We start from the raw sequence: 13,170 nt of genomic DNA, 5'->3' as shown, positions 1-13,170 counted from the left end.
TCCGAGGAAGCGGAACATGCTGCGTCGCCGCATGCTGATCATGCTGGGCATTGTCCTGCTTATCGTTCTGCTGCTCGCAGGTTACAAAGCCTTCTCCACCTATCAGCAGATCCGGGTGTTCTCCGTACCGAAACCTCCGGTGAGTGTGGCTGTGACCACCGCGACTGAGCGCCCATGGCAAAACCGTCTGCCGACGGTTGGCACCCTCAAGGCGTTGCAAGGGGTCAACCTGAGTCTGGAGATCGCCGGGAGAGTCAAGGACGTGCAGTTCCAGTCCGGGCAGAAGGTCAATGCCGGTCAACCTATCGTACAACTCGACAGCGCTGTGGAAAGTGCCCTGCTGGAAACCGCTCAGGCCGACCTCGGTCTGGCCCAGCTCGACTATGGCCGGGGCAGCCAACTGGTGGGCAGCCAGGCAATTTCCAAGGGTGAATTCGACCGGCTCACGGCGCAATTGCAAAAGAACAAAGCCACGGTCAATCAACTCAAGGCTTCGCTGGAGAAAAAACACATCGTCGCGCCTTTTAGCGGCACCATCGGTATTCGTCAGGTGGATGTCGGCGACTACCTGCCCAGCGGCACAGTAATCGCCACCTTGCAGGACCTGAGCAGCCTCTACGTCGACTTTTACGTACCGGAACAGTCGGTACCGAAAATAGCCCTTGGCCAGCCGGTTCAGGTCAACGTCGCGGCCTATCCGACGCAGAACTTCCCCGGCACCATCAGCGCAATCAACCCAAAAGTCGAAAATACCACCCGCAATGTACTGGTGCGCGCGACCCTGGCCAATCCAGACGGCAAGTTGCTACCGGGTATGTTCGCCAGCCTGCAAGTCCTGCTGCCGGATCCACAACCGAAGATCGTGGTGCCGGAAAGCGCGATCACCTACACCCTCTATGGCAATTCGCTGTTTGTGGTTGCACAGAAAAAAGCCGCCGACGGCAGCGTCGAGAAAGATGCCCAAGGGCAACCGGTGCTGATCGCCGAGCGACGCTTTGTCGAAACCGGCGAGCACCGCGACGGGCTGGTGCTCATCACCAAAGGCCTGCAGAACGGCGAACAAGTGGTCAGCGCCGGCCAGATCAAACTGGACAACGACGCCCATATCGCCATCAGCGCCGACAAGACCTTGCCAGCCGAGCAGACCAGTCAGCCTCGCGCCTACTGATCAAGGAATCCCCCATGGCTTTTACCGATCCGTTCATCCGCCGCCCGGTACTCGCCACAGTGGTCAGCCTGTTGATTGTGCTGCTGGGCTTCCAGGCCTGGAGCAAGCTGCCGCTGCGCCAGTATCCGCAAATGGAAAACGCCCTGATCACGGTGACCACCGCCTACCCCGGGGCTAACGCCGAGACCATCCAGGGTTACATCACCCAACCGATGCAGCAGAGCCTGGCGAGTGCCGAAGGCATCGACTACATAACCTCGGTCAGTCGCCAGAATTTCTCGGTGATTTCGATCTACGCGCGAATCGGCTCCAACAGCGACCGGCTGTTTACCGAGCTGCTGGCCAAGGCCAACGAGGTCAAGAACCAACTGCCCCAGAACGCCGAAGACCCGGTGCTGAGCAAGGAGGCTGCGGGCGCCTCGGCGCTGATGTACATCAGTTTCTTCAGCAAGGACCTGAACAACCCGCAGATCACCGACTACCTGTCGCGGGTGATCCAGCCCAAACTGGCGACGCTGCCGGGCATGGCCGAAGCAAAGATTCTCGGCAACCAGGTGTTCGCCATGCGCTTGTGGCTGGACCCGGTCAAACTTGCCGGCTACGGCCTCAGCGCCAATGACGTGGCCGATGCGGTACGCCGTTACAACTTTCTCTCGGCGGCTGGCGAGGTGAAAGGCGAATACGTGGTCACCAGTATCAACGCCAATACCGAGCTTAAATCCACCGAAGCCTTCGCCGCCATCCCGCTGAAAATCGACGGCGACAGCCGGGTACTGCTCAGCGATGTGGCACGGGTGGAAATGGGGGCAGAGAACTACGACACCATCAGCTCCTTCGGCGGCATTCCGTCGGTGTACATCGGCATTAAGGCCACCCCCGCCGCCAACCCGCTGGACGTGATCAAGGAAGTGCGCAAGATCATGCCGCAGCTGGAGTCCCAGTTGCCACCAAACCTCAAAGCGGAGATCGCCTACGACGCCACGCTGTTTATTCAGGCATCGATCAATGAGGTGGTGAAAACCCTGTTTGAAGCAGTGCTGATCGTGATTGTCGTGGTGTTCCTGTTCCTTGGTTCCCTGCGTTCGGTATTGATTCCGGTGGTCACCATCCCGCTGTCGATGATCGGCGTGATGTTCTTCATGCAATTGATGGGTTACTCGATCAACCTGCTGACCCTGCTGGCAATGGTGCTGGCCATCGGGTTGGTAGTGGACGATGCGATCGTCGTGGTGGAAAACATCCACCGGCACATCGAAGAAGGCAAGACACCGCTCGACGCCGCCATTGAGGGTGCCCGGGAAATCGCCATGCCGGTGGTTTCTATGACGATTACGCTGGCCGCGGTCTACGCGCCGATCGGTTTTCTCACAGGCCTGACTGGAGCGTTGTTCAAGGAGTTTGCCCTGACCCTGGCCGGTGCGGTGGTGATCTCCGGGATCGTCGCCCTGACCCTTTCGCCGATGATGTGCGCTCTGCTCCTGCGCCACGATGAGAACCCCTCAGGCCTGTCCCATCGTCTGGATATGATCTTTGAAGGACTCAAACGCCACTATCAAAGCATCCTGCATGGCACGCTCAATACGCGGCCGGTGGTGGTGGTGTTCGCGGTGATTGTCCTGTGCCTGATTCCGGTTCTGCTGAAATTCACCAAGTCCGAACTGGCACCGAATGAGGACCAGGGCGTCATTTTCATGATAGCCAACGCGCCGCAACCGACCAACCTCGACTACCTCAACGCCTACACCGATGAGTTCCTTGCGATCTTCAAGAAATTTCCCGAGTACTACTCATCGTTCCAGATCAATGGCTTCAACGGCGTGCAATCAGGGATCGGGGGTTTCCTGCTAAAACCGTGGAACGAACGCCACCGGACCCAGATGCAAATCCTCCCGGAGGTTCAACGCAAGCTCGCTGCCGTCACCGGGCTTCAGGTGTTCGGCTTCAACCTGCCGTCCTTGCCGGGTACCGGTGAGGGCTTGCCGTTCGCATTCATCGTCAACACCCCGAACGATTACGAATCACTGCTGCAAGTGGCCAATAGAGTGAAAAAGCGCGCACTGGAATCCGGCAAGTTCGCCTTTCTCGACATCGATCTGGCCTTTGACAAGCCTGAAGTGGTGGTCGATATCGACCGCGCCAAGGCAGCACAAATGGGGGTTTCGATGCTAGATCTGGGGGGCACCCTGGCGATATTACTGAGTGAAGCGGAAATCAACCGTTTCACTATCGAAGGCCGCAGCTACAAGGTCATCGCCCAGGTCGAGCGAGCCTACCGCGACAATCCCGACTGGCTGAGCAACTACTACGTAAAGAATGCCAAGGGTGAACTGCTGCCGCTGTCGACCTTGATCACCATCACCGACCGTGCCCGCCCAAGACAGTTGAATCAGTTCCAGCAGCTCAATTCGGCGACGATCTCGGGCGTTCCCGTCGTCAGCATGGGCGAAGCCATCGAAACCATACGGCAGATCGCCCGGGAAGAAGCCCCTGCGGGCTATGCCTTCGATTATGGTGGCTCTTCCCGGCAATTCGTTCAGGAAGGCAGTGCACTGTGGGTGACCTTTGCCCTGGCGCTGGCGATCATTTTCCTGGTGCTGGCGGCACAGTTCGAGAGCTTCCGTGATCCGCTGGTGATTCTGATGACAGTCCCCCTGTCGATCTGCGGCGCGCTGATCCCGTTGTTCCTTGGCTGGTCGAGCATGAACATCTATACCCAGGTCGGACTGGTGACCTTGATCGGCCTGATCAGCAAGCACGGCATCCTGATCGTCGAGTTTGCCAACCAGTTGTGCAAGAACAAGGGGCTGTCACCTCGAGAAGCTGTAGAAGAAGCTGCGGCAATTCGCTTGCGACCGGTGTTAATGACCACCGCGGCGATGGTGTTCGGCATGGTGCCGTTGATCATCGCCACCGGTGCAGGCGCCGTCAGTCGTTTCGATATCGGTACGGTGATCGCTACTGGAATGTCGATTGGCACTCTGTTCACCTTGTTCGTGCTGCCTTGTATTTACACCCTGCTGGCCAGGCCGGACAAATAATCGACAACCGAAAATAAAAGGCCTCGCAATGCGAGGCCTTTTATTTGGGTTTTATTCTCTTCAACTTTGTGGCCTCTTTCCTTGAGAAAGACCGAACATGAACAGCAAAAAATCACTGTCGGGGCTGGTTGCAACTGATGCCTTTGCTACCCGAGGCAGGGGACAATGCGCGTCGCTGTGCGCTGCACTGAGAACTTTGGTGCGTGGCTGCTCCCAAACAGCCACCGCCAGAGAAATAACTGCCAAGGCTCCTGCTAAAAACAAACCTCGCGCAATTTCCAGTTTCATTACTCTAAACCTTTGATAGCGCTGCCAAACGCCGTCGTATAAAAATAGCTGAGTTTCTGCCAGTCTGTAGGGCCCCACGACGAATGGCGGCGTAGCTGTTTCATGTCGTGGAGGGCAGCACGTTTACGGGTCAAACGTTGCCGGCACTTCTCCAGATCCAGTAAAGCCACCTCGACTGTGGCGGCCTCACCCTACCCGCGCTGGCTCCAGAAATAGTCGAAACGCGCCTCAGGAGCGACGTCCATTTCTGATGCATCTTCCACTGCCATCCTGTTACTTCTTGCGTAATACATGAATTCGCCACATGGCGTAGAGCGGGAAAAAGCCCAAATGTTCCTGAACGCGAAAGCCGGCTCGCTTGAATTTTTCGTCTACGTAGCTGCCGATAGCACAAAACGATTTTGGTAACCTTGCTGCCCGGCTTCCTGCTTGCTCTTTTGCACCATGCGCTTACGTTTCCAGGCCTTGAAGTTGCCATCGACCCAACGAGAGATAATGACGCTGTCGCGGGTAACCCGCTGAAACGCCAGCAGCAGGGCAAGCCGACAGGAGATAGCATTGGGCTGCTACCCGATTACAACTGCGGTAAACGCGTGCCCCGAAGAACCCGGGGCATGACAAAAAATCAGACTTTGGCCTGGCTCAGCTCGACGTGGAACCGGCAGCCATTGGGTTCCATTGTGCTGAGGCTGACGCTCCAGCCCTGGTTTTCACAGATACGCTGCACCAGTGACAGACCAAGGCCCAGGCCCTCGCCACGCTTTTCGTTGCCACGCACGAACGGCTCGAACATCGCCTCGCGCTTTTCTTCGGGAATCCCCACACCGCTGTCCTCTACCACAAAGCCGGTAGGTTCCAGGGTCAGGCGGATAAAACCACTGTCAGTGTAATGCAGCGCATTGCGCAACAAGTTGCCCATCACCGCATGCAGGAACGTTGCGTTATAGCGGGTATCCAGCGGTTTGTCGGGGTCATAGATCAGCTCAATCCCCTTGGCCTCAATGGGTTCACGCCACAAACCAATCAGATCCTCGGCTGCCCGACTCAAGGTCAGCTGGGGCGACATGCTGGCATCTTCGCGCTGGGCACGCGCCAGCATCAGGAAGGTCTGGACCAGCTCGCGCATGTCTTCACAGGCGCGGGCAATCCGCTCGACCTGGGCGCGACCACGCTGGTCGATGCAGGGATTTTCCAGCAGCAATTCGCAGGAACTGGCCAACACCATCAGCGGAGTGCGCAGTTCGTGACTGACGTCGCTGGTGAACAGACGCTCACGACTCAGCGCCTGGCGTAAACGCCCCAAGGTAGCGTCGAAGGCCACCGCCAGTTCACCCACCTCATCGGCGGCATAATCAGGTGCCAATGGCGGCGCGAGGCCAAGCAACTGATCGCGATGACGAACCTGGCGAGCCAGCCGCACCACCGGTGCCATTACCTTGCGCGCCAGGATCCAGCCAAGAAACACCGCTAGCGCCAGACTCAGCACAAAGCCCACCAGCACCACTGCGAACAGCACCCGTTCACGGTCTTCAAAACCACTCTGGTCCTGCAGCAACACATACCGCCTGCCGTCGACGATCTCGACTATGGCGTGATACGACAAATGCTCACGAAATACTTCGTGAAACCCCGCATCCAGGCTGCGCAAATCCTTGGGCAATTCAAAATCGCCACGCCCGCCACTGAAATAAAATAGCTGATCCGGTTCCGGCCGGTGGCTCCAGTCCTCGATGCTGTCCATCAACAGCAGACGCTGCAGATCACCGCCCAGGACTGATGAAATCAACTTCGCTTCAACCAGATGCACCGTTGCCACGATGCCCAGGGCGAATGTCCCTGCAACCAATGCACTCATCAACGCAAAGGCGATGATGATCCGTTGCGCAAGGCTCTGCTTAAACTCCATCACGCCCCTCGGCCAAGCGATAACCGACACCATGCACCGTCTGCAACAGCGGCTTGGCGAATGGCTTGTCGATCACCTGACGCAACTGGTGAACATGGCTGCGCAGACTGTCGCTGTCCGGGCAGTCGTCGCCCCACAGGGCTTCTTCAAGAATCTCGCGACGCAGCACGTGAGGACTCTTTTGCATCAGCACCGCCAGCAACTTGAGGCCCACAGGATTGAGCTTGAGCAAACGTCCCTCGCGGGTCACCTCGAGGGTGTCGAGGTCGTAGTTCAGATCCCCCACCTGCAAAGTCCGTCGCCCGCCCCCTTGAGCACGACGCATGACCGCCTCGATCCGCGCCGCCAGTTCAGACAGCGCAAAGGGTTTCACCAGGTAATCATCGGCGCCGGACTTGAAGCCCAGCAGTCGATCATCCAGTTGATCACGAGCGGTGAGCATGATCACCGGGGTATCGCGACGAGCATCTTCACGCAGCCGTTTGCACAGGGTGTAGCCGTCGATACCTGGCAACATAATGTCGAGCACGATCAAGTCATAGTGCTCGGTCGCCGCCAGGTGCAGGCCTGACAAGCCGTCTTGCGCGCAATCCACGGTATAGCCTTTAAGCCCCAGGTAGTCGGCCAGATTCGCCAGGATATCGCGGTTGTCTTCAACCAATAGAATTCGCATGGGCACTCCTCCGTACACAGTAACGGCCATCTTGGCTCGCGCAGCTTAAGGCCAAGTATGACTCACGGCTAGGGCTGTCATTGACGTCTTTGGACATGGACCTTGCAAAACTGTCTAGTCCTGAAACAGATGTAAAACTATTTCAGGACGAGTCAGCGGGTATAAAAAAGCCCCGCCTGCTTATCGCAGGCGGGGCTTTTTTGTACAGGGTAAGGCTGGCTTACATCATGCCGCCCATGCCACCCATACCGCCCATGTCTGGCATGCCGCCAGCAGCTGGTTTGTCATCTGGAGCATCAGCGATCATTGCTTCGGTGGTCAGCATCAAGCCACCAATGGACGCCGCAGCCTGCAGAGCAGAGCGAGTCACTTTGGTAGGGTCGAGGATGCCCATTTCGATCATGTCGCCGTATTCGCCGCTGGCTGCGTTGTAACCGAAGTTACCCGAACCCTGCTTGACCTTGTCGACAACTACGCTTGGCTCGTCACCGGAGTTGGCAACGATCTGACGCAGTGGCGATTCGATAGCGCGACGCAGTACAGAAATACCGACGTTCTGATCAGCGTTGTCGCCTTTCAGTTCGCTGATGGCTTGCAGAGCACGAATCAGTGCCACGCCGCCGCCAGGTACCACGCCTTCTTCAACGGCTGCACGGGTAGCGTGCAGGGCGTCTTCAACGCGGGCTTTCTTCTCTTTCATTTCGACTTCGGAACCAGCGCCAACCTTGATCACTGCAACGCCGCCGGACAGCTTGGCCAGACGCTCTTGCAGTTTTTCACGGTCGTAGTCCGAAGAAGTATCAGCCACTTGCTGACGGATCTGCAGAACGCGAGCCTGGATATCAGCCTCAACGCCGGCACCGTCGATGACGGTGGTGTTTTCCTTGGTCACGGCTACGCGCTTGGCATTACCCAGGTGTTCCAGGGTAGCGCTTTCCAGGCTCAGGCCGATCTCTTCGGAGATAACGGTACCGCCGGTCAGGACAGCGATGTCCTGCAGCATGGCCTTGCGACGGTCACCAAAGCCTGGAGCCTTGACGGCAACCACTTTGACGATACCGCGCATGTTGTTCACAACCAGAGTCGCCAGGGCTTCGCCTTCAACGTCTTCGCTCACGATCAGCAGTGGACGGCCGGCTTTGGCAACGGCTTCCAGTACTGGCAGCAGTTCACGGATGTTCGAAATCTTTTTGTCGACCAGCAGGATCAGCGGACCGTCGAGCTCGGCAGTCATGGTCTCTGGCTTGTTGACGAAGTACGGGGACAGGTAACCACGGTCGAACTGCATGCCTTCAACAACCGACAGTTCGTTTTCGAGGCCCGAGCCTTCTTCAACGGTGATCACGCCTTCTTTACCGACTTTTTCCATGGCTTCGGCAATGATGTCGCCGATGGAGTTGTCGGAGTTGGCAGAGATGGTGCCGACCTGAGCGATGGCCTTGGTGTCAGCGCAAGGCTTGGACAGGGCTTTCAACTCTTTGACAATAGCGATGGTCGCTTTGTCGATGCCGCGTTTCAGGTCCATCGGGTTCATGCCGGCAGCGACGGCTTTCAGGCCTTCGTTGACGATCGATTGAGCCAGAACGGTAGCGGTGGTGGTGCCGTCGCCTGCGTCATCGTTGGCACGGGAGGCAACGTCTTTGACCAGCTGCGCGCCCATGTTTTCGAAGCGATCTTTCAGCTCGATTTCTTTGGCTACGGAAACGCCGTCCTTGGTGATGGTCGGAGCGCCGAAGCTCTTCTCGATGATCACGTTACGGCCTTTAGGGCCCAGGGTCGCTTTTACTGCGTCAGCCAGGACGTTGACACCGGCGAGCATTTTCTTACGGGCGGAATCGCCGAATTTAACTTCTTTAGCAGCCATGATCGTTATTCCTTAAATACTTTGTAGTAGCGGGAAATTGAGCGGGAATCAGCCTTCGATAACAGCGAGGATTTCGTTCTCGCTCATTACCAACAGGTCTTCGCCGTCTACTTTCACAGTGTTGCTGCCGGAGTAAGGGCCGAACACAACCTTGTCACCCACTTTCACGGCCAGCGCACGTACTTCACCGTTGTCCAGCACGCGGCCGGTACCTACAGCGAGGATTTCACCGCTGTTGGCTTTTTCGGCAGCCGAACCTGGCAGAACGATACCGCCAGCGGTTTTCTTTTCTTCTTCGCTGCGACGGATGACGACGCGGTCATGCAGAGGACGAAGCTTCATTGTCGATCTCTCCTAATTGTGGTTTTCATCGGCCGGTGTCTATTCCGGCAGGTTAGCAAATCCGGCGGTGCCGGTTGCGGCTCGCCAAGCGAACCGCGGAAGTCTGTCTGGCGTGACCACCAGAAACCTTGCGGTGAACGTTAGATAAGGGCGCATAAGCTTATTACAAGGGCTGATGAGCGAATTTTTTTACGCCTGGCATCTGCCTGAAAACAAACATGGCACCCGAAGGTGCCATGCCGACACGTAAAACCCGTTACGAATCGCGATGCTCGAACTCACCTTCGATCACGTTCGGCTGGCGTCCCAGGGGCGGCTTTGGAGTCGGCCCGCCGTGAGCCTGCATGTCCTCGGCAAAGGCACGCTGACGAATCGCCTGTTCCTCGGCACGTTGACGCATCTTGTTGGCCAGCAGCCGGCGAGTGATCGGCAGCAGCATGATCAAGCCAACTACGTCGCTGATGAAACCTGGCAAGATCAACAGACCGCCGCCCAGGGCCATCATCAGGCCTTCGAGCATTTGCTGAGCCGGCAATTCGCCGCGATTCAGGCTTTCACGTGCCCGCAGGGCCGTTGCCAAACCAGCGACACGTAGCACCACGACACCCAGCATCGAGCCGAGAATGATCAACAGCAACGCCGGGAAGAAGCCGATGGCGGAGCTGACGTTGACAAACACAAACAGCTCTAGCACCGGAAACAGCAGAAAGAGCAACAAAAAAGGGCGCATCAAATGGTTCCTCAACGGAAGAGTGCCTTCCAGTTCACATTAGATGACGTCGCCATTTCGTGAATTCAAGCATCGGCATCTTCATTCTTTGGCCAATGCTCGGCGTGAGCCAGAGAAACCAAGGCTTCGCGAACTTGTGTCGGGGTATTACAAGGCTCTTGAAAGGGCAACCAGTACAGCCCCTGACCGATGCGCAAATGCATGCCTTCGGTGTCGATTCCGGCCAGTTGTGCCGGTACGGTTTTCGGCAATCCGGCCAACTCGACGTAATGGGCGATAGCCTTGGCGTGGTCGCGGTTCATATGTTCGACCATACTTGCTTCCGCCTTGCCGGCAAAAGGGTTGGCCAGGGTGAGCTGATCGACCCAGTGAATCGCGCCGAAGCCACCGATGTAGCGATGGCGGACCGGTTTGAGGACCCAAAAGTCGAAGTCATGGGCCTTGTGATAGTTGCGCGACTCCGGGAAATAGCGGTAATAGCGTTCGGCGGCGGCCTCGATCACCTCGGGTTCTCTGAGTTTTTCGGCCTCGGCCAGATAGGTCAGGCGGCCGACGGCTTGTACATCTTCGGCTTTACGCTCGCCTACCAGCAGTGAACATTTGGCATCTTTGAGCAAGTTGTGGGTGTGCTGGGCAATCCGGCTGATCAGGATCAGCGGCCGCCCCTGCTCGTCCAGGCAGTAAGGAACCACCGAGCCGAAAGGAAAACCGGGCATGGCCTTCGAGTGCGTCGACAACACTCCGCGGTATTCCTTGAGCAGCAGTTCTCGTGCATGCTTAGCGGCTTCAATGCTCAATTTATGACTCCTTATATAGAATCCGTCGAAAATGGACAGGCGCCTGGAGCAAAGTTCCAGCAACGCCAACGGGGGCAGTTCTCATATGCAGCCGAACCACATCACGCGCGCAGGAGAGGCCTTGTAGAAGGAAACCACTCTGACCTGCTACCAGGGGCACGCGAATGCAACTCACTGACAAAGTAATCATTATCACTGGCGGTTGCCAGGGTTTAGGTCGTTCCATGGCCGAGTATTTCGCCGCCAAGGGCGCGAAGCTGGCACTGGTCGACTTGAACCAGGAAAAGCTCGATCTGGCTGTGGCTGCCTGCGAGGCCGCCGGCGTCGAAGCCCGGGCTTATCTTTGCAACGTCGCCAATGAAGAACAAGTGACCCACATGGTCGCTCGGGTAGCCGAAGATTTTGGCGCGATTCACGGTTTGATCAACAATGCCGGAATCCTGCGCGATGGCCTGCTGATCAAGGTCAAGGACGGTGAAATGACCAGGATGAGCCTGGCTCAATGGCAGGCGGTGATCGACGTCAACCTGACCGGTGTTTTCCTTTGCACCCGCGAAGTGGCGGCGAAGATGGTTGAGCTGAAGACTCAAGGCGCGATCATCAATATCTCGTCGATTTCCCGCGCTGGTAACGTTGGCCAGACCAACTACTCCGCCGCCAAGGCCGGTGTCGCCGCAGCCACCGTGACCTGGGCCAGGGAACTGGCGCGCTACGGGATTCGTGTCGCGGGTATCGCGCCAGGCTTTATCGAAACAGAGATGACCCTGAGCATGAAACCCGAAGCGCTGGAGAAAATGACGTCGGGTATTGCGCTCAAGCGCATGGGCAAGCCTGATGAGATCGCCCACTCGGCGGCCTACATCTTCGAGAACGACTACTACACCGGCCGGATCCTGGAATTGGATGGCGGTTTGCGCATCTGAAATCAAATCACGATCTTGTAGGAGCCCGGCTTGCCGGCGATAGCGGGCTTGAGTACGCCATCGCCGGCAAGCCGAGCTCCTACAGAAGCGATTTAATCGTCGCTGACGGTGATGCTCGGCATCGCCGGCGCATCGGCTTCCTGCAAAACGATCCGCGCACCGACGTGACGTGCCAGTTGTTGATAGACCATGGCGATCTGACTGTCAGGTTCGGCAATGACCGTCGGTTTGCCACCGTCGGCCTGTTCGCGGATCACTATCGACAACGGCAGCGAAGCCAGCAGCTCGACCCCGTATTGCGCGGCCAGCTTCTCGCCACCGCCTTCGCCGAACAAGTGCTCGGCGTGACCGCAATTCGAACAGATATGCACGGCCATGTTTTCCACGACGCCCAACACCGGAATGTTGACCTTGCGGAACATCTCCACGCCCTTGCGCGCATCCAGCAGTGCCAGATCCTGCGGCGTCGTGACGATTACCGCACCGGCCACCGGGACTTTCTGCGCCAGGGTCAATTGAATGTCACCGGTGCCTGGCGGCATGTCGATAACCAGGTAATCCAGATCACCCCAGGCTGTCTGTGTCACAAGCTGCAACAACGCGCCTGAAACCATCGGCCCACGCCAGACCATCGGTGTGTTGTCGTCGGTCAGGAAGGCCATGGACATGACCTCGACGCCGTGGGACTCAATCGGCACGAACCACTTCTGATCCTTGACCTTCGGTCGGGTACCTTCCGGAATACCGAACATGATGCCCTGGCTCGGTCCGTAGATGTCCGCGTCGAGAATCCCGACCTTCGCACCTTCGCGCGCCAGCGCCAGCGCCAGGTTGGCCGCAGTGGTGGACTTGCCCACGCCACCCTTGCCGGAAGCCACCGCCACCACGTTTTTCACGTTGGCCAGACCCGGAATCTGCGCCTGAGCCTTGTGCGCGGCAATTACACTGGTGACGTCGACCCTGGCCGTCACCACGCCATCCAGACCTTCGATGGCCAGTTGCAACAGTTGCGCCCAACCGCTCTTGAACAGTCCGGCGGCATAACCCAGTTCAAGCTCAACGGTGACGCGATCACCCTGGACGTCGATGGCGCGGACACAACCGGCGCTGACCGGATCCTGGTTCAGATAAGGGTCGGTGTATTGGCGAAGGACGGCTTCCACCGCTGCGCGATTGACTGCGCTCATGGGCAACTCCGATAGCAAGACTGTGAAAATCAGGGGGCTATCCTACCTGTTCTATGGCTATGACGGCATGCTTTCAGGATGAGACAAGGATCATATAGCCGAACATATAACTTGTAGCAGCTGGCGAAGCCTGCGTCCGGCTGCGTAGCAGTCGCAATTTGTTGATCCCGGTTTTCCTGAAGGAACCGGGATTCAGGTTTTACGACCGCTACGCGCCCGGACGCAGGCTTCGCCAGCTGCTACAAGGAACCGGA

11 protein-coding genes and 2 pseudogenes are annotated in these 13,170 nt (G+C 57.6%); 3 read left to right on the top strand and 10 right to left on the bottom strand.

Annotation, left to right across the window (positions count from 1 at the left end; translation table 11 throughout):
* Nucleotides 1-16 precede the first annotated feature (16 nt).
* Complete coding sequence (locus AC07VR_RS25275; protein ID WP_495012920.1) at nucleotides 17-1,168, top strand: efflux RND transporter periplasmic adaptor subunit; 1,152 nt, start codon at nucleotides 17-19, stop codon at nucleotides 1,166-1,168.
* 14 nt (nucleotides 1,169-1,182) lie between these two features.
* Nucleotides 1,183-4,206 (top strand): multidrug efflux RND transporter permease subunit, encoded by a 3,024-nt coding sequence (locus AC07VR_RS25270; protein WP_495012919.1) that lies wholly within the window; start codon nucleotides 1,183-1,185, stop codon nucleotides 4,204-4,206.
* A gap of 60 nt (nucleotides 4,207-4,266) precedes the next feature.
* Here AC07VR_RS25270 and AC07VR_RS25265 read toward each other — a convergent pair whose 3' ends face one another.
* From AC07VR_RS25265 to AC07VR_RS25225, 9 genes and pseudogenes are all read right to left on the bottom strand, one after another.
* Nucleotides 4,267-4,494, bottom strand: coding sequence for a hypothetical protein (locus AC07VR_RS25265; RefSeq protein ID WP_494992028.1), 228 nt, complete (start codon nucleotides 4,492-4,494; stop codon nucleotides 4,267-4,269).
* Nucleotides 4,494-4,685: pseudogene (locus tag AC07VR_RS25260) on the bottom strand (lipopolysaccharide kinase InaA family protein); the annotation flags it as partial. The gene AC07VR_RS25265 and the pseudogene AC07VR_RS25260, both read right to left, overlap by 1 nt.
* 82 nt (nucleotides 4,686-4,767) lie before the next feature.
* Nucleotides 4,768-5,039, bottom strand: a pseudogene (locus AC07VR_RS25255) (SAM-dependent methyltransferase); the annotation flags it as partial.
* Nucleotides 5,040-5,119: 80 nt separating this feature from the next.
* Nucleotides 5,120-6,400: a sensor histidine kinase gene (locus AC07VR_RS25250; protein ID WP_494992027.1), complete on the bottom strand. Its 1,281-nt coding sequence runs from the start codon at nucleotides 6,398-6,400 to the stop codon at nucleotides 5,120-5,122.
* Nucleotides 6,390-7,073: a two-component system response regulator ColR gene (colR, locus tag AC07VR_RS25245; protein WP_489071723.1), complete on the bottom strand. Its 684-nt coding sequence runs from the start codon at nucleotides 7,071-7,073 to the stop codon at nucleotides 6,390-6,392. Before colR ends, AC07VR_RS25250 begins: the two co-directional genes overlap by 11 nt.
* A 220-nt stretch (nucleotides 7,074-7,293) precedes the next feature.
* Nucleotides 7,294-8,937, bottom strand: a complete 1,644-nt coding sequence (gene groL, locus AC07VR_RS25240) for a chaperonin GroEL (protein ID WP_495012918.1) — start codon at nucleotides 8,935-8,937, stop codon at nucleotides 7,294-7,296.
* Nucleotides 8,938-8,985: 48 nt separating this feature from the next.
* A complete protein-coding gene (locus tag AC07VR_RS25235; protein ID WP_047532658.1) occupies nucleotides 8,986-9,279 on the bottom strand; it encodes a co-chaperone GroES in 294 nt (97 codons plus the stop codon).
* 256 nt (nucleotides 9,280-9,535) lie between these two features.
* Nucleotides 9,536-10,009 carry an FxsA family protein gene (locus AC07VR_RS25230; protein ID WP_494992025.1) on the bottom strand — a complete coding sequence of 158 codons (474 nt, stop codon included), beginning with the start codon at nucleotides 10,007-10,009 and terminating at the stop codon, nucleotides 9,536-9,538.
* A gap of 65 nt (nucleotides 10,010-10,074) precedes the next feature.
* On the bottom strand, nucleotides 10,075-10,806 hold the full coding sequence (locus AC07VR_RS25225; protein ID WP_495012917.1) for a HugZ family pyridoxamine 5'-phosphate oxidase: 732 nt from the start codon (nucleotides 10,804-10,806) through the stop codon (nucleotides 10,075-10,077).
* Nucleotides 10,807-10,970: 164 nt separating this feature from the next.
* On the opposite strand from AC07VR_RS25225, the gene AC07VR_RS25220 reads away from it, so the two are divergent.
* Nucleotides 10,971-11,729, top strand: coding sequence for an SDR family oxidoreductase (locus AC07VR_RS25220; RefSeq protein WP_495012916.1), 759 nt, complete (start codon nucleotides 10,971-10,973; stop codon nucleotides 11,727-11,729).
* Nucleotides 11,730-11,821: 92 nt separating this feature from the next.
* On the opposite strand, the gene apbC is transcribed toward AC07VR_RS25220, so the two are convergent.
* Entirely contained in the window at nucleotides 11,822-12,916 is a 1,095-nt protein-coding gene (gene apbC / locus AC07VR_RS25215; protein ID WP_494992022.1) for an iron-sulfur cluster carrier protein ApbC, read from the bottom strand.
* Nucleotides 12,917-13,170: the final 254 nt, after the last annotated feature.

This window comes from Pseudomonas sp. GW821-FHT02H09 (genome assembly GCF_059421425.1).
Note: the sequence above shows the minus strand (reverse complement) of the source record. Positions and strands in the feature narration are given on the sequence as shown.

Excerpts from the sequence above, each read along its gene's own strand:
- AC07VR_RS25275 (WP_495012920.1), top strand. The coding sequence starts at position 17 with ATGCTGCGTCGCCGCATGCTGATCATGCTGGGCATTGTCCTGCTTATC.
- AC07VR_RS25270 (WP_495012919.1), top strand. The coding sequence starts at position 1,183 with ATGGCTTTTACCGATCCGTTCATCCGCCGCCCGGTACTCGCCACAGTG.
- AC07VR_RS25265 (WP_494992028.1), bottom strand. The coding sequence starts at position 4,494 with ATGAAACTGGAAATTGCGCGAGGTTTGTTTTTAGCAGGAGCCTTGGCA.
- AC07VR_RS25250 (WP_494992027.1), bottom strand. The coding sequence starts at position 6,400 with ATGGAGTTTAAGCAGAGCCTTGCGCAACGGATCATCATCGCCTTTGCG.
- colR (WP_489071723.1), bottom strand. The coding sequence starts at position 7,073 with ATGCGAATTCTATTGGTTGAAGACAACCGCGATATCCTGGCGAATCTG.
- groL (WP_495012918.1), bottom strand. The coding sequence starts at position 8,937 with ATGGCTGCTAAAGAAGTTAAATTCGGCGATTCCGCCCGTAAGAAAATG.
- AC07VR_RS25235 (WP_047532658.1), bottom strand. The coding sequence starts at position 9,279 with ATGAAGCTTCGTCCTCTGCATGACCGCGTCGTCATCCGTCGCAGCGAA.
- AC07VR_RS25230 (WP_494992025.1), bottom strand. The coding sequence starts at position 10,009 with ATGCGCCCTTTTTTGTTGCTCTTTCTGCTGTTTCCGGTGCTAGAGCTG.
- AC07VR_RS25220 (WP_495012916.1), top strand. The coding sequence starts at position 10,971 with ATGCAACTCACTGACAAAGTAATCATTATCACTGGCGGTTGCCAGGGT.
- apbC (WP_494992022.1), bottom strand. The coding sequence starts at position 12,916 with ATGAGCGCAGTCAATCGCGCAGCGGTGGAAGCCGTCCTTCGCCAATAC.